The 25422-nt window shown below is 63.8% G+C and carries 16 protein-coding genes; 12 read left to right on the top strand and 4 right to left on the bottom strand.

Annotated features, from left to right (window positions below; all coding sequences use genetic code 11):
• Positions 1-189 precede the first annotated feature (189 nt).
• The gene (locus tag HMPREF2990_RS06705; protein WP_070763408.1) at positions 190-1341 is read left to right on the top strand and encodes an HNH endonuclease signature motif containing protein; all 1152 of its coding nucleotides are present in this window, start codon (positions 190-192) and stop codon (positions 1339-1341) included.
• Here HMPREF2990_RS06705 and HMPREF2990_RS06700 read toward each other — a convergent pair.
• On the bottom strand, positions 1280-2254 hold the full coding sequence (locus tag HMPREF2990_RS06700; protein ID WP_070763406.1) for a 1,4-dihydroxy-2-naphthoate polyprenyltransferase: 975 nt from the start codon (positions 2252-2254) through the stop codon (positions 1280-1282). The two genes, HMPREF2990_RS06705 and HMPREF2990_RS06700, sit on opposite strands and share 62 nt — an antisense overlap.
• Before the next feature lie 48 nt (positions 2255-2302).
• On the opposite strand from HMPREF2990_RS06700, the gene HMPREF2990_RS06695 reads away from it, so the two are divergent.
• From HMPREF2990_RS06695 to HMPREF2990_RS06685, 3 genes are all read left to right on the top strand, one after another.
• Positions 2303-3178 (top strand): glycosyltransferase, encoded by an 876-nt coding sequence (locus tag HMPREF2990_RS06695; RefSeq protein ID WP_070763403.1) that lies wholly within the window; start codon positions 2303-2305, stop codon positions 3176-3178.
• A 234-nt stretch (positions 3179-3412) separates the two neighbouring features.
• Entirely contained in the window at positions 3413-10591 is a 7179-nt protein-coding gene (locus tag HMPREF2990_RS06690; protein ID WP_070763401.1) for a G5 domain-containing protein, read from the top strand.
• A 178-nt stretch (positions 10592-10769) separates the two neighbouring features.
• Positions 10770-13949 carry an alkaline phosphatase gene (locus tag HMPREF2990_RS06685; protein ID WP_070763400.1) on the top strand — a complete coding sequence of 1060 codons (3180 nt, stop codon included), beginning with the start codon at positions 10770-10772 and terminating at the stop codon, positions 13947-13949.
• 7 nt (positions 13950-13956) lie between these two features.
• Here HMPREF2990_RS06685 and HMPREF2990_RS06680 read toward each other — a convergent pair whose 3' ends face one another.
• Together HMPREF2990_RS06680 and menE are read right to left on the bottom strand one after the other, a co-directional pair.
• A complete protein-coding gene (locus HMPREF2990_RS06680) occupies positions 13957-14670 on the bottom strand; it encodes a hypothetical protein (protein WP_070763397.1) in 714 nt (237 codons plus the stop codon).
• A gap of 82 nt (positions 14671-14752) precedes the next feature.
• Positions 14753-15901 carry an o-succinylbenzoate--CoA ligase gene (gene menE / locus HMPREF2990_RS06675; RefSeq protein ID WP_083317046.1) on the bottom strand — a complete coding sequence of 383 codons (1149 nt, stop codon included), beginning with the start codon at positions 15899-15901 and terminating at the stop codon, positions 14753-14755.
• Positions 15902-15968: 67 nt separating this feature from the next.
• Here menE and HMPREF2990_RS06670 point away from each other — a divergent pair, with 67 nt between their 5' ends.
• The 8 genes from HMPREF2990_RS06670 (at position 15969) to HMPREF2990_RS06635 (ending at position 24452) form a co-directional block, all read left to right on the top strand.
• On the top strand, positions 15969-17117 hold the full coding sequence (locus HMPREF2990_RS06670) for an ATP-binding protein (protein WP_070763396.1): 1149 nt from the start codon (positions 15969-15971) through the stop codon (positions 17115-17117).
• Positions 17118-17303: 186 nt separating this feature from the next.
• Positions 17304-18212, top strand: a complete 909-nt coding sequence (locus HMPREF2990_RS06665) for a sensor histidine kinase (RefSeq protein WP_070763394.1) — start codon at positions 17304-17306, stop codon at positions 18210-18212.
• Positions 18209-18859 (top strand): response regulator transcription factor, encoded by a 651-nt coding sequence (locus HMPREF2990_RS06660; RefSeq protein WP_070763390.1) that lies wholly within the window; start codon positions 18209-18211, stop codon positions 18857-18859. Before HMPREF2990_RS06665 ends, HMPREF2990_RS06660 begins: the two co-directional genes overlap by 4 nt.
• A gap of 53 nt (positions 18860-18912) precedes the next feature.
• On the top strand, positions 18913-19623 hold the full coding sequence (locus tag HMPREF2990_RS06655) for an ATP-binding cassette domain-containing protein (protein WP_070763388.1): 711 nt from the start codon (positions 18913-18915) through the stop codon (positions 19621-19623).
• Positions 19620-21038 carry an ABC-2 family transporter permease gene (locus HMPREF2990_RS12945; protein WP_070763384.1) on the top strand — a complete coding sequence of 473 codons (1419 nt, stop codon included), beginning with the start codon at positions 19620-19622 and terminating at the stop codon, positions 21036-21038. The genes HMPREF2990_RS06655 and HMPREF2990_RS12945 overlap by 4 nt, the downstream gene beginning before the upstream one ends.
• 133 nt (positions 21039-21171) lie before the next feature.
• Complete coding sequence (locus HMPREF2990_RS06645; RefSeq protein ID WP_246817471.1) at positions 21172-22530, top strand: PepSY-associated TM helix domain-containing protein; 1359 nt, start codon at positions 21172-21174, stop codon at positions 22528-22530.
• Between the two features lie 73 nt (positions 22531-22603).
• On the top strand, positions 22604-23965 hold the full coding sequence (locus HMPREF2990_RS06640) for an AAA family ATPase (protein ID WP_070763381.1): 1362 nt from the start codon (positions 22604-22606) through the stop codon (positions 23963-23965).
• Between the two features lie 34 nt (positions 23966-23999).
• Positions 24000-24452 (top strand): hypothetical protein, encoded by a 453-nt coding sequence (locus tag HMPREF2990_RS06635; RefSeq protein ID WP_141757822.1) that lies wholly within the window; start codon positions 24000-24002, stop codon positions 24450-24452.
• Between the two features lie 4 nt (positions 24453-24456).
• Here HMPREF2990_RS06635 and HMPREF2990_RS06630 read toward each other — a convergent pair whose 3' ends face one another.
• Positions 24457-25389, bottom strand: coding sequence for a 1,4-dihydroxy-2-naphthoyl-CoA synthase (locus tag HMPREF2990_RS06630; protein WP_070763380.1), 933 nt, complete (start codon positions 25387-25389; stop codon positions 24457-24459).
• Positions 25390-25422 lie beyond the last annotated feature (33 nt).

The following is a 25422-nucleotide window of genomic DNA, read 5'->3' as shown; positions in this document are numbered from 1 at the left end:
GAGGAGTGTGCGCCGCGCCTAGGTTCGAAAACTACCGCCGCTTGGTTAATACGTGATCTACGTATCCCCCGTAGTACTGCATTCGAGTATGTATTCGTTGCCAGAGGGATACGACGATATCGCATGCTTTATGAGTCATTCGAAAAAGCGCGGATTAGTTACACCACCGTCAGGTGGCTGTTGAACTACATGAATGAGGAGAACGAGGGCGAACTCGTCGCAGCCGCCGAAGCAATGTGCTTCTCCGAGCTTCAGCAGAAGCTTGCCGGTGTGGAGCCGAACGATGATAAAGACCCCACCGAGCCGTACTTCCGGCTCAACAAGCGCAAAGACGGGATGGTCCACCTCGACGTCCTCCTGCCAGCCGTCACCGGTGAGGAACTTCTCGCCGCGCTCAAACTCGCGCAGCTGGCCAACCACGGTCTTGACGGCGCGACACCCGAAGAGTTGGACGACCCCGAAGCGCTCGACGCGCTCCTGAAACAGGCGGAAGCCACCGAAGAGGCCTGCCCGGCGAAGAAAACCGCCCCGCCAGGTGCCAACCGCAAGAGCATCTGGGAGGACATCAAATCGACCGCCGAAGCGCTTGACGGGGAGCACAACGCCTCGCGCTTCGGCCCGCCTGAGCCTCGCAACTTTTATTCCGCCTTCATCGCCATGATCAACATGGTGCGCACCAGCCCCTCAAGCCCGCTCCGCACCCCAGGCGCCCACGTGAACATCATGGTCACCGAGGACGGCCGGGCCTGGATGCCCAACAACCTGCAGGCCAAATCCTCCGCGGTGGAAAGCTACATCGCCAACGCCATGGTCCGCTTCCACGTGCTGGATAGCCAGGGGCTCACGCTCAACGTGAGCCGCCAACAGCGCTTCGCCACTGACGGTCAGGTCGCTGCACTCCTGGCCAGCTGGGACCACCAATGTGCCATGCCCGGATGTACGCATACCCGTTTTCTCCAGATGCACCACATCAAAGACTGGTCCCGCAACGGGGAGACCAACATGGACAACCTGCTTCCCCTGTGCTCGTCCTGCCACTCGCTAGTGAGCAACAACTCGGTGCACATCCGGCAGCGAGGTGGCGACATCCACTACCGCTTCGCCGACGGCACCCGCTTCACCGCTTACAACCGGGCGCACCCCACAGTCCCGCCGAAACCCAGCCCCCGCACGTGCGCCGCCACCTGCACGGCCTGTACGGACGAAAAACAGCCCCAACAGTCTGCGGCCGCAGACTGTCAGGGCCAGGAAAACCGACAGCGCCAAGAGCGGCGCACACCTAGTGCGTCGTGTACGGCACCACCATGCCGGAACCCCAAAGCTGTAAACCCGTCACCGTGAGGGCGGCAGCGGTGAGGATGGACCACAGCAGCATGGCACGACCGTTCATACCTAGTACCGGGATGAGGTCCTTGCCCTGAGCGTGCTGACGTTGCACGGTCAAGATGGAGGACACGGCAAAGGGCAGCGCGGCGAAGCCGAGCAGCGCAAGCGAGTTGCCCAGCAGCAGCGTCACCGCAAACGGCGTCAAGGTCAGCACGGTAAACAGGCGGCGCGCACGCACCTCGCCGATGCGCACCGCCAAGGTGTTTTTGCCTGCAAGCGCGTCCGAATCCAGATCGCGGATGTTGTTGGCCAAGTTCACCGACGCCGAAATCGCGCCGACCGCGATGGCCACCAGCCACCCGTCCACGGTCAACCAGCCCGCCTGGGTAAATTGCGTGCCCAGCACCGCGACGAGCCCGAAGAATACAAACACGGCCAGCTCCCCGAACCCGTAGTAGCCGTAAGGCTTCTTCCCGCCGGTGTAGAACCAGGCCGCAGCGATGCACACCGCGCCGATCAGCACAAGCCACCACGCGCTCATCACTGCGAGAATCACACCCAACACCGCAGCAACAAAGAAGGAGGCAAACGCCGCAAGCTTCACATCCTGCGGGCGCGCTAACCCCGAGGCGGTGATGCGGGTGGGGCCGGTGCGGTCATCGTCGGTGCCGCGGACCCCGTCGGAGTAGTCGTTGGCAAAGTTCACGCCGACGATCAGGGCCCACGCAACGCCGAGCGCCAACAGCGCCTTGCCCAGGTGCATGCCGCCGTTGTACGCAGCGAGGCCCGTACCGGCGATGACGGGCGCGAAAGCGTTCGGCCACGTGTGAGGACGCGCCGCTTGCCACCAGTCGTGAAAAGTCGCAGTCCCGTCAGCACCGCCACCAGTCTGCGCAGAGTCGTTTCCATTGCCCGTCGTGTCAGTCATGCCTCCTATCATGCCCCGATTTGCTCGTGTCGGCTAAAGTTTTGGCTCATGTGGATCGACTATGCGCTTCGGCAAGCACTGGGCGGGGTAGGTGCGCTACTGCGCGCGCCTCAGCTGCGGGTGGTTGCGCGCAAGTCTCCCGCACGCTTCCCTAAAGAGGGCAGCACGGTCATCTCGCTCACTTCCCACGGCCCGCGATTGAAGTCGGCAGTGGTGGCGATTTCCTCCCTCCTCGTTGGTACCAAGCGCCTGCCGGTCTACTTGTGGCTGGATAAAGAGGACTACGAGGGCGAGTGGCCGAAAGGTCTGCACGCGCTCGTGGAACACGGCCTTAAGGTGCGCTGCTCGGACGGGCATTACGGCCCGCACACGAAGTACTACGGCACCTTCCAGGAGTTCGCCGGCACAGGCACCCGCGTCATCACTGTCGACGACGACATGATGTACCCCAAGTGGTTCGCCGAAAAACTCCTCAACGCCTCCGACGCTGACCCCAACAACGTGGTCGCTTACCGCGCTCACGAGATCGTGCTGCAAAACGGACAGCTGGCTCCCTACAGGCAGTGGAAGTCTGTGCAGGACACGGATCCGGACCCACGCCACTTCGCCACCGGGGTATCGGGCGTGGCGTACCCGCCGGCGATGGTGGATGCTGTCGCCGCACAGGGCACTGCTTTTTTGGAGTGCGCCCCGCACGCCGACGACATCTGGCTCAACCGGTGCGCGCTGCGCGCGGGCCACTACGTGCGCCAGGTCTTCCCGCACCCGCGCGAGTTTTCCATGGTGCCGGCCTCCCAGGGCGTGGCGCTAGTGCGGGGCAATCTGCGCGGCGGCAACGACGCCCAGCTGCGCGCCACCTATGCGCAAGAGGACTTGGTTTTGCTTCTCGACGCCGCGTTGTCCCTCAACAAACCAGCACGCTAATCTCCGGCGTATGTAGCTACCTGCAGATCTGGTTGAAGCTGAAACCTGAGTGTGGGCGGGAGTGCTTGGCATGCGCTGCAGGAAGCATCAATCTCGACATGTGTTTTAAGCTTCCCTAAAGTGTTCTGTAGTGCAGCACCTCGCAATGTGAGATAGGTGAAGTGCGCATAACCAAAGACTGGTAGCGGGCCGCACATGCCAGGCCCTGTTCAGCAGCTTGATTGAGGAGTACCCATGGCCGGAGCATCTCGGCGTTTTCGTAAATCAACTTCTACAGGCATCGCAGCCTCTTCCATCATTGCGCTCGCGCTCGGTGGCGTGAGCGTGGTCGCCCCCGGCCCGCTGGCGCCTTACGCTGCTGCGGCATCCGGCTTCACCGGCGGCATTCGTGACAAGTCCGGCGCGGTGGAGAAGGACGTCCAACAGGCGTCCGACCTGCCGGCCGGGTCGTGTGTTGTTACAGCGACAAACAAACCGGATGGTAGCCAGGCTGGTTTCAGCTGGAACACCCAGGAGCCGAGTGGGAGCAGCCCCTCGAAAACCCTGTGGGGCCTGAGCGTCTCCTTTGATAACTCGAAGGACCGCACATTCGCCGATTGGTACTTCACCAATGCGGGGAACCTTGCCGACTACTTGGATGTCGGCGAGGTGCCTTCCATGGAGGCCGGCCAGACCTTCCTTGACAAGAGCGTCACTCACAAGGCCGACGAAAGCATTGACATTACTGCTTCTCGCACACAACGAAACCTGAATCTCTCCGCAGAGATGACCGAGGAGAAGGTCGGGCAGTTCGCTTCGGCCACTGCCGACAATCCCGTGCGCTACGCCTGGCAGGGCAATTACAAGAAGGACAATCCTTCGGGTGTGCTGCAAGCCACACAAGGTCGCAGCTCGGAATTCAGCGCTACTGTAAACCCGTGGCCGAGCGAGAATATTGAATGTAACCCAATCACGGTCTCGTGGGAGAACCGAGAAAAGCTGGTCATTAGGCCCGGCGAGAAGCTCAAGGTCGGCAAGATCAACGTTCCCAAGGTGGAGAACGGCGGCACGGACGATTCCATGTCCCGCATGGTTGTGGAGGCTTACGACGCCCAGGGTAACTTCATCGGCACGAGTGACCCCGACGCTTCTGGTGGTGGTAAGTCGAGCGTACGTATTGATCAGGACACCGGCGAGATCTTCTACACCATGCCGGAGTACAAGGGCACGAACCTGAGCGACCAGCAGGGCATGCGCTTTAACGTGCTGGCGAAGCCCCGTACCGTCGACCAGTTGCAGGCTGCTGCTCGCAACAACGCCTTTGGCGGCGGCGGGGTCTTCGACAGCTCCAACTCGCTGACCCGCTACAACCAGGCGAACGTTATTGCCAACCACCAGTGGAGCTTCGACGACACCCAGTTCCATGACCCGAAGTATGACCCTGCCCAGCAGGCAATTATTTCCGGCGTGGAAAACAACGAACCCGCTAAGGACCGCCAGGTAATCACGTTTAAGGAAGCCGGGGACAAGATTACGGACCTGGTGAAGAAGCGCGAGGACGGAGGCTTTGAGGCCGAGGTCAAGCTGGATAAGAAGAACGTCTACTCGGGTTGGGAAGCCAAGATGGACCCCGACACCTACGAGGTCACCGTCACCGCGCCGCTGAACCCGAACCCGGGTACCTTCGCGCAGCCACGCGTTGTTGTGACGTATTCCAACGGTTCCCGTGACATCATTCCGCTACTTGTTGTTGTGGACCCCAATAACACCCAGGTCACTACGCTGGTTAGCCCTGGAACTACCACGGGTGTTCCGGGCCACCCCATCGAGGCACAGCTGACTTGGGATCCTGCCTTTGAAGACCACGACCCCGTCCAGCCGGAGCGCTATGAAGTCGATCCGAACACCGTGCCTGAGGGCTGGACTGTCACCGTGGATGACAACGGCAAGGTCACCGCGACCTCGCCTTCAGATGTTCCGAACTTCTCCACAATCTCCCCAGAAATCAAGGGCATCTACCCGGATGGCACCAGCGACACTGTCAAGCTGACCTTCCAGGTGATCAACAGTGTGAAGGTGCCGGACTACACCGCGGTCTCCGGTAAAAATAATGAGGAGGTGTCGCTCCAACCGGTTATGCCCCCGGTGGGGCAGGGCGGCAAAGACACGGACGAAGAGCCGAACCGCTACACGTTCGAGGACGGCTCCACCGAGTACACGACCGGCGGTTGGACGCTCAAGATCGACCCGGACACAGGTGTACTGTCTACCACCATCCCGCCTAATGTTTTCCCTGGCGCGCAGCTGACCGTGCCGGTGAAGGCACACTATGCCAGTGGTGCAAACCCGCAGATCACCACCGGCACCATCAGTGTGATTGGTGATAAGTCGGGTGAGGATACCGCGCACTACCAGCCGAAGCTGACCAAGGCAGGGGAGCCGGTGAGCACAGAATTCCAGAGCCTCCTGACCGATCCGACGTTGGCTAAGTACAAGCTGCCGCCGGAGAATCAGTGGCCGAAGGACTGGAAGTTCACTATCGACGGAAGCGGTACCGTCACCGCGACCCCAGGCCCAAGCGTTCCGAATGGTCAGTCCGTCTCCATCCCGGTACATGTCACCTATCCGGATGGCTCTACGGCTGAGGTACCGGCAGACTTCACGGTGGTTGGGACCTACGCGCGTGCCAACCAGCCGTCGTACCCGACGGTGACGGGTAAGACCGGAACAACGGTGACAAGCCAGGTTGATCGCAAGAACCTCAGCGACGCATCAGAGCCGCGCTTCTCCCTGGTCACTGACCCGAACGACCCGGACTACATTGCGCCGCCACGTAACCTCACCTGGGACCAGGTGCAGATTGACCCTGTTACGGGCGAGATCAAGACGCCAATTGCTGCTCACGTGTTGCCGGGCTCGGCCGCAGACATTCCTGTGCGCGTAACGTACAAGGATGGTTCGACGGACTTCACCATCGCCACTGTGGTGGCGCAGGGCGCGCACCGTCAGATCTATGAGCCGAAGTATGAGCAGAAGACCACCAAACCGGGTGAGGGTGTCGCCTCCTCCATCACGGAGGATACGAAGGTCCCTGATCGCGACCTGGCTACGGACGTGTCGAAACGCTACAGCGTCCCTGACACTGTTGATGGCTGGGCAGTCAAGGTTGATGAAACCGGCATTGTCACCGCAACACCGCCGAAGACGGCCAAGGCGGGCGACGGCATCCAGGTGCCTGTGACCGTGACCTACCTCGACGGTTCCCAGGACGTTGTCTTGGCTCCGTTCAAAGTGAGAGAGTCGCAGAAGGACGTCTACGAGCCGTCTTACTCCGTTCAGGATGCGGGCCCAGGCGAAGAGGTGACGCGAAACGTCAACCTGAATAACATTCCGGATGGTTCGACTTTCTCCTTCGGTATGCAGGGTGATGAGCCGGTCACTGAGACTACTGTCGACGGCTGGACGTACAAGATCGATCCTGACACCGGCGTAGTTTCGGTGACCCCGCCTGCAAACGCCAAGCCTGGCGACAAGCACAGGTACAACGTCTCCGTCACCTACCCTGACGGCTCGATTGATGAGGTCCCCGTTGCCACCGTGGTGAAGATGACCAACAACTGGGAGGCCAACCCGACCTTCCCAACTGAGACGGTCAGTCCGGGCGGCACGGTTACCTCGCCGATCAGCGTGGACAAGCCGCAGGGCATCAATTTCGCGGCTGTAGACCCGTTTGTCATTGACCCGGCGGGGCTCCCAGCAGGTAGCGCACCTACCGGTGAAACTAATGAGTACGGCAACCCGACCTACAAGATTGCAAACGCAAACGGTGACTGGATTGTCGGCTTGGACAAGCAGGGCAACGTCATCTCCACCGCGCCGGCAACCGCCAAGGCAGGCGACAAGATTAACGTCCCGGTCATCGTGACGTATGAGGATGGCTCTAAGGACACCGCCACCGCAACTGTGAACGTGGAGGACGCTCCTACGCGCGAGGTTCCGTTTAAGGTTGAGTACAAGTACGACGCCACCGTCAAGCAGGGCACCTACCAGGTTGAGACCGAGGGTGAGCCAGGTGAGGACACCTTTAACAGGGAAACCGGCAAGTGGGAGCGGACCAAGGGTCCGGTGAATGAGGTCGTAGTCATCGGCACGAAACCGATGAGCGAGAGGGTCGAGTGGACCGAGCCTATTCCGTACTCCACCATTGTGCGCGAGAATCCCGCGCTGGCTCCGGGTGAAACCCGCGTCGTGCAGGACGGCTCTAACGGCGAGGCGTCGTACTCCGCCATCTTCAACGGCGTCAACGGCGAGGCCACCGTCCAGGAGACCAAGGCTCGCACCGAGCCGACAGACCGTATCGTCGAATACGGCCCGCGTCTGGCCGACCAAGAGCTGGTTACGGAGACCGACCGTAAGATCCCGTTCGAAACGACAATCATCTTCGATGACACGTTGGAGGCGGGTGAGCAGGTCGTCGATAAGCAGGGCGTTATCGGCGAGGAGAAGGTTACAAGCACTCAGAAGCTTGTCGACGGCAAGCCGTCTGGTGACCCAGTAGTGAAGACCACCACGGTGACCGAGAAGCAGGATGCCGTTATTCGCGTGGGCACGAAGACCACTGGTGAGACCACCAAGACGGTCGAAGCCGAGGTTCCGTTTGGTGTGAAGGTCGAGTTCGACCCGAACATGCCTGCAGGCACCTCCGAGACCGTGACTGAGGGCAAGCCGGGCAAGAAGACTGTCACCGTGACGCAGAAGGTGACCAACTCCAAGCCGGATGGTGAAGCCACCGTCAAGGAGGAGATCACTGAGCAGCCGGTGGATCAGGTGATCAAGGTCGGCACCAAGCCGTCTGAAACCTCCGAGGAGGTCACCTGGGCTGCCCAGGTTCCGTTCGACGTAGTAACCCGTCCGAACCCGGCGCTGAAGCCGGGCGAGATCAAGGTTGTCCAGAAGGGCGTCCCGGGTGAGAAGACCTACACTGCGGACTTCACCTCCAAGGGCGATGAAGCAACGGTGAAGCCGGAGGAGAAGCAGACCAAGGATCCGGTCAACCAGATCATCGAGTACGGTCCGACCCCCGAGGACCAAACGCTGACGTCGACGAAGACCCGCGAGGTTGCGTTCGAGACCGAGTTCATCGTGGATAACACGGTGCCGGTCGGGCAGACAAAGATTGAGCAGGAGGGTGAGAACGGCGAAGAGCTGATCACCTCTACCCAGAAGGTCGAGAACGGCAAGTCTGTCGGCGAGCCGACAATCACCATCGAGGAGACGAAGGCACCGAAGAAGCAGATCGTCCGTGTCGGTTCCATGACCGACGGCACGTACGAGCTGGAAGAGAAGTTGCCGATCCCGTTCGATACCCGGATTGAGTACGACCCGGAGATCCCGGCCGGCGAGTACAAGGTTGTCACCGAGGGCAAGCCTGGTGAGCAGATCACCAAGATCACGCAGAAGATCGTGAACAGCAAGGTTGTCGAGGCCACGCGTGGCGAGACGACCACTACTGAGCCGGTCACCAAGGTGATCAAGGTCGGTACCAAGCAGGCAACTGCGTCCGACAAGGTGGAGTGGAAGGAGCCGATCCCGTACCCGACCGAGCTGCATGCGAACCCGGACCTTGCTCCGGGTGAGGTGCGTGTCGTCCAGGAGGGCAAGGATGGCGAGGTGACCTACACCGCGACGTTCAGCGGCACCAACGGTGAGGCCACGAAGACCGAGGAGACGGGTCGCACCGAGCCGAGCCCGCGGATCGTCGAGTACGGCCCGGGCCTCGAGGACAACGAGCTGGTGTCCAAGACGACCCGTTCGGTTGACTTCGAGACCAAGGTCATCGAGGACCCGAACCTCGAAGAGGGCAAGCAGGTCGTCGAGCACGGCGAATTCGGCGAGGAGGTTGTGACCACCACGCAGAAGCTTGTCAACGGTAAGCCGTCTGGTGATCCTGAGGTGACAACCGAGCGCACCAAGGAGCCGAAGGACGCGGTGATTCGCATCGGCACCAAGAAGGTTGAGCAGCCGACGCCTCCGACGACTCCGCCGACGGATGAGCCGACGCCTCCGACCGACGAGCCGACGCCGGATCCGTCGCTGCCTCCGAAGGAGGTCGAGCTGCCGTTCACTACGAAGATCATCTACGACGAGACGCTCAAGCCGGGCGAGGAGATCGTGGAGCAGGAGGGTGAAAACGGCAAGATCGAGGTGACCGTTGAAAATGGTGAGCCTTCCGCAAAGACGACTAAGGAACCGATTCAGCGGATCGTCCGCGTCGGCACCAAGCCGGCGGATGGTGTCGAGTGGAACGAGCGGATCCCGTTCGAGGTGAAGGCCAAGCTTGATCCGACGCTCGAGGCTGGCCAACACAAGGTCGAGCAGGAGGGCAAGCCGGGCCTGGTGCACCACAAGGCCGATGGCTCGGAAGAAACTCTGATTGAGAAGCAGGATCACATCATCCACATCGGCACGAAGCAGCCTGAGGGTGAGCCGGAGGACCCGACGCCGGTCCCTGAGGGTGGCATCGAGATTGAGGTCCGCTACACCACCAAGGTTGTTTTCGATCCGAACCTGGAGCCGGGCGAAGAGGTCGAGGACGTTGCTGGCAAGGACGGCAAGTACGTCATCAAGATCGTCGACGGCAAGCCTGTCGCCGAACTGGTGGAGCAGCCGGTCGAGCGCGTCGTCCGTGTTGGCAGCAAGCCGCCGAAGGGCACCAGCTGGACCGAAGAGCTTGCCTACGACTACGAGGTTGTAGAGGATCCGAACCTGGAGTCGGGTAAGCACGAGGTTGTGCAGCCCGGTAAGCCTGGTGAGCGTATCCACGGGGAGGACGGCAGCGTCGTCGAGGTTCCTGCGCAGAAGCTCATCATCAAGGTGGGCACGAAGAAGACCAAGCCCACCGAGCCCACGGAGCCGACGGAACCGACGGAGCCGAGTGTTCCGGCTGATCCGCAGGATCCGTCCAAGGGGTCGTCTGAGAAGGCGAAGCGCTGCGTCGCCAACGCGTTTGCAGCAAACAGCCCGATCCTGTGGCTGCTGCCGATCGGCCTGCTGGCGGGCGTTGGCTACGGAGTGAACGAGGCGTTCGGCCCGCAGATCCAGCAGGCGGTTGGCCAGCTTAACCGCCGCGTGCAGGAATCCCTGCCGGACAACAGCTTCGGCCGCGGTGGCCACGGCCACAACGCTGAGCAGCCCGAGTGGATGCGCGAACTGCAGGCGCAGGCGAACGCCATCAACCGTCAGTTCGCTGGCTACGGTGAGCAGCTGCAACCGCTGGGTATCGCGCTCGGTGCCATCGCCGCGCTCAGCCTGACCGGTGTGCTCATTGCGCAGGCCTGCCGCGAGGAAGGCTTCGACAACGGGCTGACCGTGTTGGGCTCCTCCGCGGAGGGAAAGACCTCCTCTGAGAAGGATGGTTCTTCCGCGCAGAAGTAATCCGCGCTAAGCATAAGTAAAGGGCGCTACCCGGCTACTCGGGTAGCGCCCTTAACTACGTTTTGTAGTCACCTAAAGTTCATCTGGGTTTTCCGTATTGGAAATTTGCTGGATTTATGGTGTGTGGCGGTTGAACAACCATCCGATTTTCTTGGCTTTTCATGTGAAGGAACCCCACATGCGTATTCCGTTTAAAACTCTGACCGCCGTGGTCAGCGCTTCCGCGCTGGCTCTGGCGAGTCTCCCCACAGCCTCCGCCGCGCCGGCGGAGCAGAACTTTAACGGCAAAGAGTCCTGTGTGACCCTTGACGCCGAAGGCAACTTGGTGCACGTCCCGCAGCCGGGGGATTGCACCCAGTTTGGCAAGGGCGGGCAGGGCAACACCGACGCCCAGGCCCGCAACGTGATCTTCATCCTGGGCGATGGCATGGGCCACCAGGAGATCACCGCAGCGCGTAACTACCTCAAGGGTGCGAACGGCCGCTTCGAGGGTCTGGACGAGCTGACGGCTTCGGGTGCGTACACCACCTTCGCCGTCTCCCAGGAGGGCAAGCGCCAGTACGTGACCGACTCGGCGGCGTCCGCCACCGGCTGGTCCACCGGCGCGAAGACCTACAACGGTGCGCTCTCTGTCGACGCGGCGGGCACACCGCACGAGAACCTGATTGAGATGGCGAAGAACGCCGGCATGCGCACCGGCAACGTCTCCACCGCCGAGATCCAGGACGCCACGCCGGGCGCGATGCACTCGCACATTTCCCAGCGCGGCTACTACGCGCCGTCGGGCGAGAAGAAGGTCGTGCAGGGCAAGGAGGCGCGTGAGAACGGCGGCCTGGGCTCGATCTCCGAGCAGATCATCGACACCCGCGCGGACCTCACCCTTGGCGGCGGCCGCAAGTACTTCGACACCGAGGTGCAGGCGGGCGGCGAGAACCGTAACCCCTTCCTCACCGAGAAGCACGACGGCGGCGCGGAATGGGAAGCCGGCAAGACTGTGCGCGAGAACGCGGAGGCCAAGGGCTACACCATCGTCGATGACAAGGCTGGCCTCGACGCGGTCACCGTGGCTAACCAGGACGCGCCGGTCCTCGGCCTGTTCAACGACGGCAACATGACCCGCCGCTACGAGCAGACCGTCCCGGGCAACGCCTCCGACAAGGAGCCGGAGACCTGCACCCCGCAGGACACCGGCAACGAGCCTACGGCAGCGGAGATGACGAAGAAGGCAATCGAGCTTCTCGACGACCCCTCGTCCGACAAGGGCTTCTTCCTCCAGGTGGAGTCCGCATCCATCGACAAGGCGGACCACGCCGCTGACGCCTGCGGCATGATCGGTGAGACCGAGCAGATCGACGAGGTCATCAAGGAAGCCCTCGACTTTGCCAAGAAGGACAAGAACACGCTCATCGTGGTCACGGCTGACCACGCGCACACCGCAGAGATCGTGCCGGACGGCCGTCCGTCGGTATCCGCAGTGACCCGTCTGAAGTCGCAGAAGGATGGCGGCGCGGTGATGTCCATCGGCTTCGGCACCCAGCCGTGGTCCATCAATGAAAGCGGCGAGCTGGAGACCAAGTCGATGATGCACACCGGCACCCAGGTGCGCATCGCTGGCTTCGGCCCGGGCTCCGAGAACGTCAACGGTCAGCTCGACCAGACTGACGCTTTCTACGTCATGGCGAACGCGCTCGGCCTTAACGGCGGCACCGAGGGCGGTCAGGATCCGTGGGAGATCAACAAGGGTAACAAGGTCATGTCGCTGGCTACCCGCTCCAAGGCGAAGCCGGGCGACCAGCTGTGCTACCTCGTCTCTGAAGGTGCCGCACCGAAGGTCGGCGACTGCGCCCAGTTCGGCACCGCCGGTCAGGGCATCGATAACGCGAAGGCGAAGAACGTCGTGCTGCTGATTGGCGACGGCACGGGCGACTCCGAAATCACCGCCGCCCGCAACTACCTGAAGGGTTCCGCGGGCCGCTTCGACGGCCTGGACAACCTGGACTACACCGGCTACCTGACCACCTTCTCCCTGGATAAGGAGACCGGCCTGCCGAACTACGTCCCGGATTCCGCCGCGACCGGCACCGCCTGGAACTCTGGCGTGAAGGCCTACAACGGCGCGATTGGCGTCGATAGCAAGGGCAATCCGGTTGCTACCCTCGGCGAGCTGGCCAAGGCGAAGGGCATGAAGATCGGTAACGTCTCCACTGCGGAGATCCAGGACGCCACCCCGGCGGCCTTTGCCGCACACGCGCTTGATCGCTCCTACTACGCGCCGTCCGGTGATAAGAAGGTGGCGCAGGGCGAGCAGCTGCGCGAGAACGGCGGCCTTGGCTCCATCTCGGAGCAGATCGTCGACCTGCGCGCCGACGTCACTCTCGGCGGCGGCATGAAGTACTTCAACACCGAGGTCGTGCAGGGCGGCCAGTGGGGCGAGGACGGCAACACCTGGACCGCAGGCAAGACGGTGCTGGAGAACGCGAAGGACAACGGCTACCAGGTCGCGACCAATCTTTCCGAGCTCAACGCCGTTGACAAGGCAGACGCAGAAAAGCCGGTGCTGGGCCTGTTCTCCGAGGGCAACATGCCGCGTACGCTGAACCAGTCCATCCCGACCACCGACGGCGGCGACATGGCTCCGGCGACGTGTGTGGCAAACCCGGAGTTCACCGCGGAGACCCCGCGTCTGGCGGACATGACCACCAAGGCGCTGGAGCTGCTGCAGAATGACAAGGGCTTCCTGCTCCAGGTCGAGTCCGCCTCCCCGGATAAGGCCGACCACGACGCAGACGCCTGCGGCCTGATCGGCGAGGTCGGCCAGCTCGACGAGGCCGTCCAGGCCGTGCAGCAGTGGGTGGAGAAGACCGGTGAGGAAACCCTCATCGTCGCGACCGCAGATCACGCGCACACCGCGCAGATCACCTACGAGGACAGCAACACCGCTGGCCGCGTGACCCAGCTGACCACGGTCGAAGGTTCCACCATGGCGGTCAACTTCGCCACCTCTAAGACCAACGAGGACGAGGACGCCCTCGGCGGCCAGCAGCACACCGGTGCCCAGCTGCGCGTCGCAGCTTCCGGCCCGGGTGCGGCCAACCTGACCGGCCAGATCGACCAGACTGACCTCTTCTTCGCCAGCCTGAACGCCCTCGGCATCGACCCGATCAACCACGACCTCACCTTCGAGAACAAGATGCAGCAGGTCGACGAGCAGCCGGGTACCACCACTGGCTCCTCTGCCGAGTCGCCGTGGCTGATCGCGTTGCTGACCATCGCGGGCCTGGCGGGCCTGCTGTCCCTGATCGCCCTGCTGCTGCCGCAGCAGGTAGATAGGGTGCTCGGCCCGATCGCCAAGCTCTAAGCGCTACTTACTTGCCCAGCATCGGCAGCTTCGGCAGCTTCAGGCCGAGCTGTGGCAGGGCAAGCAGCCCGAGCAGCGCCAACAGCGCTGCGACGACCCCACCGATGATGGCTGGAACGTTCAGATCCGGCTTCGCGGTGGGGTATTCCACATTTGCCTGGGTGCCCTTGGCGCAGGCTGCGGCAGCGGCGACGTCGGCGTCGCTAAGCTGCATCTGCTTCACAGCGACTTTCCCGGCAGGCGTGGCGGACCAAGCGTCGTACAGCTTGGCATCGCTCTTCGCTACGGCGAAGGGCAGTTCGACAGGCTTCGTCTCGGGGCCGACGTGCCAGGAGTCCGTGTTGATGTCCTCCAGTGTGCGCTCCGTCGTCGGTTCGGTTTCCTTGAGCGTTTTCTGCGCGCTTGCGTACTTCTCAGCGAGCTGGGCGGGAAGCACCTTGGTCAGGTCTGCCTCCTCGCCCTTGAGCGCCTTCTCGTTTTCTGCGATGACGCCGGGATAGACGGACTCAACTGCGGCGACGAGATCGCGGGCTTGCTCGTGCTCGCCGATGGCCTTGGACTCGTCGAAAAGCGTGGAGATGAACTGCTTCTCGCCGGCAGTGAGGCTGACCGCACAGGTGCCGTCCTTGTCCTTCTGGGCGACGGTTGCGGCGTGGGCGGGTGCGGCGAACGCGGAAAGCGCGATCGCGGATGCGGCGACGCAAGCGGTGAGACGTTTCATGGTGTCCTCCTTGTGTGAGGGATGGGTATGTACAACCCAAAGTGTGCAGGACCCCGTGTTGCGAGAGCGTAAACGTCGGAGACTAGTTCCCGCCGAACAGCTCCGCCACCGCGGCGCGATCCACCTTGCCCGGGCCGAGCTGGGGGAGTGCGGGGATGGGGCGCAGCTCTTTTGGCACCTGCCAGCGTGGCAGGTCCTCGAAGGCATCCATGAGTTCGGCGACTGACGCGGAGCCGGTGTAAGCGGCGCAGATACGCTGGCCGAAGCGCTCATCGGGCACGCCGACGACGCAGGCACCGGTCACGCCGGGCTGGGCGAGCAGGAAGTGCTCGAGCACCTCCGGTTGCAGCTTGAAGCCACCGGAGGAAATCACGTTGTCCAGGCGGCCCTCAACGGTAAGGGTGCCGCCATCGATGCGGCCGGCGTCCGAGGTGGTGAACCACTGCCGGCCGTCGGCGTCAGTGGTAAAGGGGTTCGGCTCCACGCGGCCGCGGTAGCCCTTGGCCACCATCGGGCCGCCAAGGATAATGCGGCCGCCGTCAACGCGTACGCGCGCGCCAGCGATGGGCACGCCGTCGTAGACGCAGCCGCCCGCAGTCTCCGAGGAGCCGTAGGTGGTCACCACGTTGATACGCAGCTTGCGCGCGGAGTCGAGGAGGCGGGGGTTGGTGGCGGCGCCGCCGACGAGGACGGCGGTGAAGCGTCGTAAAGCATCGATGCCCTGCAGGCTCGAAGTGGCCTTGGCCAGCTGGTGGGGCGACAGCGCGGTGTAGCAGCGCTCGCCGGTCGCCGCGAGCTCCTCGGCGCGCTCGGCGAACTGGTTGATGCTGAAGCCGTGGGAAAGATCCAGGTAGGCGGGCTCGACGCCGGCGACCATGCTGCGCACCAGCACCTGGATGCCCGCGATGTAGGCGGCGGGCATGGAAAGCAGCCACTGACCCTGGCCGCCGAGTGCCTGGTGGGTCGCGTCCGCGCTGGAAATGAGGTTCGTAGGCGAAAGCATCGCGCCCTTCGGGCGGCCCGTGGACCCGGAGGTGGCGACGACGAGGGCTACGTCATCGTCGATAGGCTGGCCTATGCCCTGCGTGTTGCGCAGCAGGTCCGCACGCGCCGGGTCGTCGGCGGGCACGGGCAAAAGCGCGCGCTGGCCGGTCAGCGCTTCCTCGAGCGCGGGCATGATGGCCAGCGGGTTCGCGGGGTCGACGGGCAGGATCTCAAGGCGCTTGGTCACGGAAATAGCCTAGCAGTGCTTATGGATCTTTATGACTCGGCGAGTCATAAAGAGGTATAAAGGTGGCATGCAGCCCAGCCCGTACACCCCAGGCGAAATCGCGCCCGAAGTCTTCGGCCGCGAGCAGATCCTTGAAGACATCCGCCGCGACCTCGCCTTCATCATCGTCGAGCCGCGCTTGGTCGGCCGCATCCAAGTCTTCGCCGGCCCGCGCGGCGTGGGCAAAACGAGCCTGCTGCGCGCCGCGCAAGCCGACGCCGCGGCCAAGGGCTTCGACACGCTCTGGGTCACCGCGGGCGACGGGCCGCTGCTTGGAGCGCTCGTGGAAGCGCTCGAAGAGATCTCCAGCACCTGGCAGGGCTCGCTTGTCGACGCCCTGCGTACCCTCATCAAATCCGCAAAAGTCGAGGTTGCCGGCGTCTCCGTGAGCGGGGCGGCCCCGCGCACGAGCCCGGAGACGGGCAGCCAAGGCCGCCGGCTGCAGAAACTGCTTGCCGCCGCAGGTGAAGCGGCGCGACAACGCTCCCGCGGCCTCGTGCTGTTTATCGACGAGATCCAGAGCGCGGACGCCGACGGCATCAAAGCGCTCGCCTACGCCTGGCAACACATGCAGTCCGAGCAGCGCGACCTGCCCATGGCCGCCTACACCGCAGGCCTGAGCCACACCCAGGACGTGGTGACAGACGCAGTAAGCTTCGCCGAGCGCTTCGGCTACCAGCACCTGCACAACCTCACCCGCGCGCAGGCGAGTAACGCGCTGGATAGCCTCGCCGCGGCGAAGGGGGTCCGCTGGTCCGCCGACGCACTCGAGGCGGCACTCGGGTTCGCGGGCGGCTACCCCTACTTCATGCAGGTGATCGGTGATGAGGCATGGCGCGCCGCCGGCTTCCCCGGCCCCGGCACCGTGCTGGAAGTGCCGCAGGTGGAAGCGGCGGGCGAGGGTTTCAACCAGATGCGCCAGACCTTCTTCCGCGCCCGCTGGAAGAAGGCCACACCCGCGGAAGCGCGGATGTTGCGCGCCATGGCTGCCACTGGTGAGGCTGTCGGAGACGGCCCCGTCAAGCGCAGCGCGATCGCCGAGGCAATGGGGCGGGACTCCAACGATCTGAGTATGGCGCGACGCTCCCTGCTGGACAAGGGGCTCATCGATACCTCTAGCTACGGTTACCTGGAGTTCACCGCGCCGGGCTTCGCCGAGTTCGTCCGGGGGCTGTGAGCGGTGCGGTGGCGTACGGTCGACGCAGTGCTCGCCGCACCTGCCGCAGTGCTGGCGCTCGTATACACCGCCGGCGCGTGTGCGGACCCGAGCGACGTGTTCGGGTGGGCGCAAGCTTTGTTGTCCTGGGGTTTCGTCGCGGCGTTCGGAGCGTTGCGGGCGCGGGTGAGGTGGGCGTCGGCAAGCATGATTACCCTGAACGCGACCTGGTCGGCGGTGTGGATGCTCGCGCCGATCAACCTGGGCTACACGGTGTGGGTGCTCGCCGTGCCGGTCGCAGTGTTCGTCGCGCGGAGGTTTGCGGGCGGGCGCTTCGCTTACGGTGTGCTTGCCGCGGCGATGGCGTGGTCCTTTGCCTCGCCGTTTATGTGGACGTGGGACGAGAGCCTCGTCCTGTTCTACCGGCGCGGGATCGACTGGGGGCTCACGCTCGCGGCGCATTGGGCGGTGTGCGCGGTGGCGTATTTGGTGGCGGCGAATCTGGCGCAGGAGGATCGGGCCAGGCGGGAGCGGCTGCAGAAGGCGCGCGAAGCTGAGCGGCTGGCTATCGCCGGCGATGTGCACGACCTTCTGGGGCACACGCTCACCCTGATCAAAGTGCAGGCCAACGCGGGGCTCGCGGCGGGCAACGAGCGCGAAACGCTGACGCAGATCAGTGAGGAGGCGGGTGCTGCGCTTGCGGACATGCGGCAGCTTGTCCGGGGCCTGCGTGACGACGGCGTGGTGCTCTCGCCGACCGCTGGCGTGGATGAGCTGCCGGAGCTTATTCGCCGCTTCCGGGAGGCGGGGGTGGGCGTGTCGCTTGAGGGCACCCTGCCGCAGGTCCCTGCCGTGAGCAGCGTGGCTGCTTACCGCATCGTCGCCGAAGCCGTGACCAATGCCGCGCGCCACCAACAGGACCCGGAGGTGCGCGTGCGAGTCGATGCGGGGCAGCGGTGCACCGTGACCATCACCTCGACCGGGCCGATCCGCCCTCGCCCCGGCACCGGCACGGGCTTAGAGGGGTGCCGCGAGCGCGCGGCAAGCGCAGGTGGCACGCTTGAGACCATGCAGCACGGAAACACCTTTATTGTGCGCGCGGAGCTGGGCCGATGATTCGCATCTTGCTTGCCGACGATCAACCGCTCCTCCTCTCCGCCCTGTCCACCATCCTCTCCACGCAGCCGGATATGGAGGTGGTTGCCACAGCCAAGGATGGGGCGCAGGCGGTAGAGCAGGCGCGGGCGCACCGCATCGACGTGGCGGTGATGGATATTCGCATGCCGGTGCTCGACGGGATCGCGGCGGCCTCTGAAATCCTGCCCTTGGGCACGCGCGTGATGATGCTGACCACGTTTGACGACGACGCCCTGATCCAGTCCGCCATCGCCGCCGGCGTCCACGGCTTCCTGCTCAAAGACGCGGACCCCGAGGTGCTCGCGGACGCGGTGCGCACCGTCGCGCGCGGCGAGTCCGTGCTGGCCAGCGGCGTGACGGGGCGTGTGATGCAGTGGGCGCGCGAAGGGGCAGGCGAGCCGCCGGCCCGGGCGCAGCTCGACGGGCTGACCGCCCGCGAGATCGAAGTCCTCGCCGAGATCGGCCACGGGGCGACTAACGCCGAGATCGCGCAGCAGCTGTACATCGCCGAGACCACCGTGAAAACGCACGTGTCCAGCCTGCTTTCCAAACTGGACGCGCGTGACCGGATCGCGCTGGTGCTCATCGCGCAACGCGCCGGCATCTCCTCCCACGGGAGGAGCTAAGTTCCGCCCGCGGGGCGATGTGGCGCGGGCGTCGGGCCGCGAGAATCGGGGGCATGACTTCATCACAGCTGGCCTGCGCGGGCGTGTCCGTTTCCTACGACAGCCACCGCGTGCTTACCGACGTCTCCCTGCACACCACCCCCGGCCGCGTCCACGCCCTGCTCGGTCCCAACGGGGCAGGCAAGTCGACGCTCATGAAGGTCCTACTCGGGCTCCTCGCGCCCGACGCCGGCGAGGTGACGCTCATGGGGCGCCCCTTTGACCGGGCCAACCTGCGCCACGTGGGCGCCTCCATCAACGACCCCGCCTTTTACAGCCACCTCAGCGCCCGCAACAACCTGCGCGTGCACACCACGCTGCTTGGCCTGCCGGAGTCGGAGGCGGACCGCGCCCTCGCGCTCGTCGGGCTGCAGGACGCGGGCAAGAAGAAGGCGGGCGCGTTCTCCACCGGCATGAAGGGCCGACTGGCGCTCGCGCAGGCTTTGCTCGGCGAGCCCGAGGTGCTCATTCTCGACGAACCCCAGAACGGCCTCGACCCAGAAGGCATTGCCCACCTGCGCTCCTACCTGCGCGAATACGCCACCGCGGGCCGCACCGTGCTGGTCAGCTCCCACCAGCTCGGCGAAGTGCGGCACATGGCCGACGACGCCACCGTCATCGCCGGCGGCGGAGTCCGCTTCGCCGGTGAGCTTGCCGAGCTGGGCCCGAACCTGGAGGAGTCCTTCTTCCGGCTCACCGCCGACGGAAGCGGGGGAGCACAGTGAACTACCTGCACGCTGAATGGATCCGCTCGCGCGGCTCGACCCTGTGGTGGCTCGCCGCGGCGGGCCTTGTCCTCGGCTGCGTCTTCGCGGCCTTCTCGCTCGTCGGCCAGGTGGAGACGGCCCGCGACCTGATGAACTGGCAGGGGCTCTTGGTCACAGCCCTCGCCGCACCGGTTGCGGCACTGTTTGCCGGTGTGGTGGAGGCCCGCGAACGCTCAGCCCGCTCGGGCGGAACTGACTGGCGTCCGGTGGATCCGCGCTGTGTGCGGGCGGCTCGTCTCGCGATGGTGTGGGCCGCGCTCGGTGGGTTCTGCCTCGCGGACTTCGGGGTGAACTGGCTGGTGGCTGCCGTCTTCGGATTGGAGAGCGCAGGCGCGGTGCTCGCTGTCGGTGCCGCAGTCTGGGTCGGCATGTGCGGTGTGGCGGGCGTGGCTGCCGCGCTTGTGCGTCGGATCGGGATACTGCCCACCTTGCTCGTTGCGCTGCTCTACCAGGTCGAGCTCGGCTACTTCTGCGATCGCGACTGGTGGTGGGCAAACCCCGCCGCTTGGCCGCTGCGCCTCGAACTGCCACTGATGGGCCTGCAGTTCAACCTGCTGCCTTTGGAGCCCGGCTCGGCCCTGGACGGGCAGTCGCCGTGGGCACCGCTTGCGCTGTGCTTCCTGTCTGCCGTCGTCGGCGCTGCGTGCGCGGTGTGGACACCTCCGCGCACGCAGCGCAGGCGTCGCAAAACAACTCACGCTGTGGCTGCACCGCGGGCGGCGCAGCCTGCGGTGACGCGCCCGCCGCACGTGAGTTTCGTAGCGGCGCTGCGGGGTGTGCAAAGGGCGGGGAGTGTGGCGTCGTTAAGCGTACTGCTCCTGCTCACCGCGTTGGTGATGCTGGCGGCGATGCGCTACCCCGTCGACGTGCGGCGCGCGTTGAGTATTTACCTGATCCTGCCGGTCGGCGTGGGACTGCTGCCCACCCTAGTGTGGCCGAGGCTCGCGCCCGCGTGGCAGCTCATGCGCATCGAGCACCCGCGCGTGGTCACCGCGCTGCTGGTGTGGGTGTGTGGCGTGGTCGCTCTCGTAGTGGCGTTCGGGGCGCTGACCGGCGGATTCAGGGTGGCCGGAACCGTGATCGCGTTGCTTACTACCAGTGCGCTCGCCCTGCTTGCGCTGGCTATTACTGCGCGCTTCGGTGTCGCGTGGACGCTCGCGGCGACGCTTGCGTGGACCGTGCTTTCCGTAACCATCGGCGGTGACGTGTTGGCGGGTAGCTGGCTGTGGGTGCTCGCCGTGCCGGCCTGGGCCGAGACCGCGACGAGCCCGGTGCGCGTGGGGGTCGCGCTTGTCGGCGGGGCGGTGCTTGCAGCCGGGGCGTGGGCTGGGGCGCGCCGGGTGCTGGTGGGGCAGGGGGCGGGGCGTTCATAAAGAACGCCTGCGGCGGGGGTAGGGGAGCGCTCGCTGTAAACAGGTAAAACGACGAAAGTTTACCCCCGAGGGAACCGGAGGGATGTGATCTGCGACTACTTGGTGTCCCTCACGATCAACCGAAAGTATGAATGTGACAGCACCAACAAAAGCGGCGATGCGAAAACCGGCGGAGGCTTTGAGTACGCATCGCTCACCGAGGAGCGGGCTCCCCGCCTTCGTTCGCCGCATCCACTTCTACGCAGGGCTCTTCGTCGCCCCGTTCATCCTCGTCGCTGCCATCAGCGGTGGGCTCTACGCGCTGGCTCCCACGATGGAGAACATGTTCTACCGTGATGTGCTCACCGTCGAGACGCAAGAAACTTCCACGCCCCTTGCCGACCAGGTTGCCGCCGCGCAGGCATCGCACCCCGAGATGGAAGTCGCGCAGGTCTGGCCGTCTTCCACCCCAACTGAGTCGACGCGCGTGCTGCTTATCGACGAATCGATCGCCGACAACGACGAGCTGCGCAGCGTCTTCGTGAACCCCCACACTGGTGCTGTGATCGGCGACGAGCCGAGCTACTCGGGAGTGGGTGAGCTGCCAATGCGTCACTGGATCTCCGCGCTGCACAAGAACCTCCACCTGGGCACTCCCGGTGAGCTGTATTCGGAGCTGGCGGCCAGCTGGCTATGGGTCATCGCGCTTGGTGGCCTGTACCTGTGGTGGCGCACCGCCGGCAAGAAGGTGTTCACTGGACTGAGCAACACCTCAGGCAAGCGCCGCCGCGTGCTGAACCTACACGGCGTGGTGGGCGCCTGGCTGCTCGTCGGAATGCTTGCTCTTTCCGCAACCGGGATCACCTGGTCCCTGTTTGCGGGGCAAAACGTGGATAAGACTGTCGAATGGCTCGGCGGCGACGCGGAGCCAATCGAGACCACGGTCAGCAGCACTCCGGGGAATCCGCTGACTGACCAGCAGGTCGCAGAGCAATCCGCTGTCGTACTGGACGCCGCCCGCGCTGAAGGGCTGACCGGGCAGCTGCGCCTGTTCATCCCGGAGGACACCTCGCAGGCATGGCAGGCCAGCGAGCGCTGGATCCCCGGCCGCATTACCTCCGACGCGGTGAGCGTCAACGGGGCGACCGGCGAAGTGGTGGATAAGCTGCCGTTTTCTGAGCTCCCGCTGTTCTCCAAGCTCACGTCCTGGGGCATCTACCTGCACATGGGCATGATGTTCGGCCTGCCGCTCCAGCTCGCGCTCTTCGCCCTGGCTGTGGGGATCTGCGCCATGATCGTTATGGGCTACATGCTGTGGTGGCGTCGCCGCCCGACGAAGGGCGCGCTCGCAGGCGTGCCCGGCCGGGCAGACCTGACCGGCACTGACTGGGCAGTACTCGCCTTGTTCACCGTCGCCGTCGGGGCGTTCCTGCCGCTGTTCGGGGTGAGCTTCGTGGCGATGTTGGTGGCAGACCGTCTGCTGGCAAGGCGCCGAGGCGCATACGCGGCCTAGTTTTCCAACTTCTTTGTGAGGCCTGTTCCACTATGCTTCTAACGGAAATAGCCTGAGAGAAGGAGGCGGGACGTTGAGTGCGGATACGGCGCATCTCAGTGAGCTACGTTTAGGCGCTTTCAAGTCGTTCCATGGTGCTGTGGTGCCTATCCGGCCTGTGACATTTCTGACGGGTCTGAACAGTTCCGGTAAATCGAACGTTTTGGATGGGCTCGAAGTGCTCGCCCGACTTGCAACAGGCCTAGACATGGTCGAGGCACTGGACGGGGCTGGATCTATTCGAGGGCCAGTGCGCGGAGGTTCCCGGGGGTGTGCGCCGCATGGGACAAAGAGCTTCTCTATCGGCTGCACAGTGGTGAATCCCGCGACGAAGGATCAGTACGTTTACGATGTCGAGGTCCAGGTGGAGCCCGAACTTCGGCTGATATCCGAGAAGCTGACGGGGCCGGGCTTAAGTGTGAAAAGCGGTTCGAAATCACCGAGTGCAAGCTTGTTTCAGACGAAGAAGCAAGAGAATACCGCTGCGTTCATTACCGCAGAGGTATTCAGCGGCAAGCGAGGGGCAGATCCGAGCTTCCATTTCCGCGATACCAGGCTGATCCTCGTGCAAATTCTGCAAACCCTGCCTGGCTCCAACCGAGCCGAGAAATCGGTCATTGAAGCGGCAGAGACTGTGCGGGGAGTGCTGCAGTCTGTGTACCACCTCGACCCAGTTCCTTCTCTGATGCGAAACTACGTCCCTAAGGGCAACGATGAGCTGCGGCGCACCGGCGAGAATCTTTCAGCCACGCTCCTTCAGGTTCAGCAGAGTACGCCCGAGATCTTTGCGGAGATCGAGCAGCTTGTGAGCGACGTCGCGGGAAAGAACATTCAAGGATTGAGTTTCTCCAGTTCTGATCTGGGTGATGTGATGCTCGCCTTGGCTGAAAAAGCTTCGGGCCGGACACCCGCCAGAGAAATGAGTGACGGCTTATTGCGTTTTCTCGCAATTGCGACAGCATTGAAGTCTCCGACGGACAACCTGGATGTGAACTTGCCGGGAGTCGCGGTCGGAAGCGGACCCAGTCCTGCAGTGCAGCTAGTTATCGAGGAGATTGAGAATGGCCTACACCCCTCGCAGGCGCAGCGAATCATCTCGCTACTGGAGGCAGCGGTGGCAGAGAAAGGGACGCAGTGCCTCGTGACAACGCACAGTACAGCGATCCTCGACGGTATCGAGGGCCGATTTAACGACAGTGTGCTCGTCTGCTTCCGCGATGAGCAGACAGGGCAAAGTCACGTGAGCCAGTTGCAAGATCTGCCTGACTACACCCGAGAGCTGTCGAAGCAATCTCTTGGCAAGGCAGTTTCGGATGGCAAGCTCATCGATGATTCATCGACTGAAACACGCTTCGCGGATCTGAATACACTATTCGGTATTAAAAGCGGGGCTTGAGATGTCCCGACGTGCGATCTTTATCGATACCAGTGTGCTGAGCAACCTTTTGCGCATACCGGGCAAGAACCAGGACATGGAGAAAGCGCAACAGGACTTTGTTGCACTTCAGGAGGATAATTCGGTTCAGTTCGTGCTACCGGTGACGACGGTCATCGAGACGGGGAACCACATCGCCCAGATCAAAAACGGTGATAGTCGGCGTGATATTGCTCAGCGATTCGGCAAAATGCTCGAGAGTATTTGTGAACGTGAAGCTCCATGGGTTCTGCACGACTTCGAGTGGGGAGAGTCGTTTCTCCGCTCTTTCCTCGACGGTGCCAATTCCCAAAGAACCTGGTACGACCTTGCTCAAGAGCGAGTCGGTGGGGGCGATCTGTCGATCCTGGTTGAAGCCAATATGTACCAGAACCGGTTGCAGATTGACTGCGAGATCTGGACTTATGACGCAGGGCTGAGGGCATACGCCCCCACCACAACTCCTTAAACCCCTAGTAGTAGAACGGGAACTCGTCCCAGCGCGGGTCGCGCTTTTCCAGGAACGAGTCGCGGCCTTCGACGGCCTCGTCGGTCATGTAGGCCAGGCGCGTGGCTTCACCGGCGAAGACCTGCTGGCCCATGAGCCCGTCGTCGACAAGGTTGAACGCGAACTTCAGCATGCGCTGCGCAGTGGGGGACTTGCCGTTGATCTCGCGCGCGACCTGGATGGCCTCGTCCTCCAACGCCCCATGATCTGCGACGATGTTCACCGCGCCCATGCGCTGCATCTCCTCCGCGCCGTAGGTGCGGCCGAGGAAGAAGATCTCGCGGGCGAACTTCTGGCCCACCATCTTGGCCAGGTACGCGGAGCCGTAGCCGGCGTCGAAGGAGCCGACGTCGGCATCCGTCTGCTTGAAGCGCGCCTCCTCGCGGGAGGCGATCGTCAGATCGCAGACCACGTGCAGCGAGTGCCCGCCGCCGGCGGCCCAGCCGCCCACCACTGCGATGACCACCTTCGGCATCGTGCGGATCAGGCGCTGCACCTCCAGGATGTGCAGGCGCCCGCCCTCCGCCTTCACGCGCGCGGTGTCGACGGTCTCGGCGGTCTCGCCGCCCGCGTACTGGTAGCCGGATCGACCACGAATGCGCTGGTCGCCGCCGGAGCAGAAGGCCCAGCCGCCGTCTTTCTCGCTCGGCCCGTTGCCGGTCAGCAGGATTACGCCCACGGAAGGATCGCGCCGCGCGTGGTCGAGCGCCTGGTAGAGCTCGTCGACCGTGTGGGGGCGAAACGCGTTGCGCACTTCGGGGCGGTCGAAGGCGATGCGCACGATGCCGTCCGCGCGCGATTCGCCGACGTGGCGGTGGTAGGTGATGTCGGTGAAGTCGAAGCCTTCAACGCTGCGCCACTGGGTGGGGTCGAAGGGCTGGTCAGTGGTGTAACTCATGGGGGAGAGCCTACCTACCCCCGTATGTAGGTT

This window comes from Corynebacterium sp. HMSC071B10, assembly GCF_001814825.1.
Lineage (GTDB): Bacteria > Actinomycetota > Actinomycetes > Mycobacteriales > Mycobacteriaceae > Corynebacterium.
This window is presented reverse-complemented; position numbering and strand designations above follow the sequence as displayed.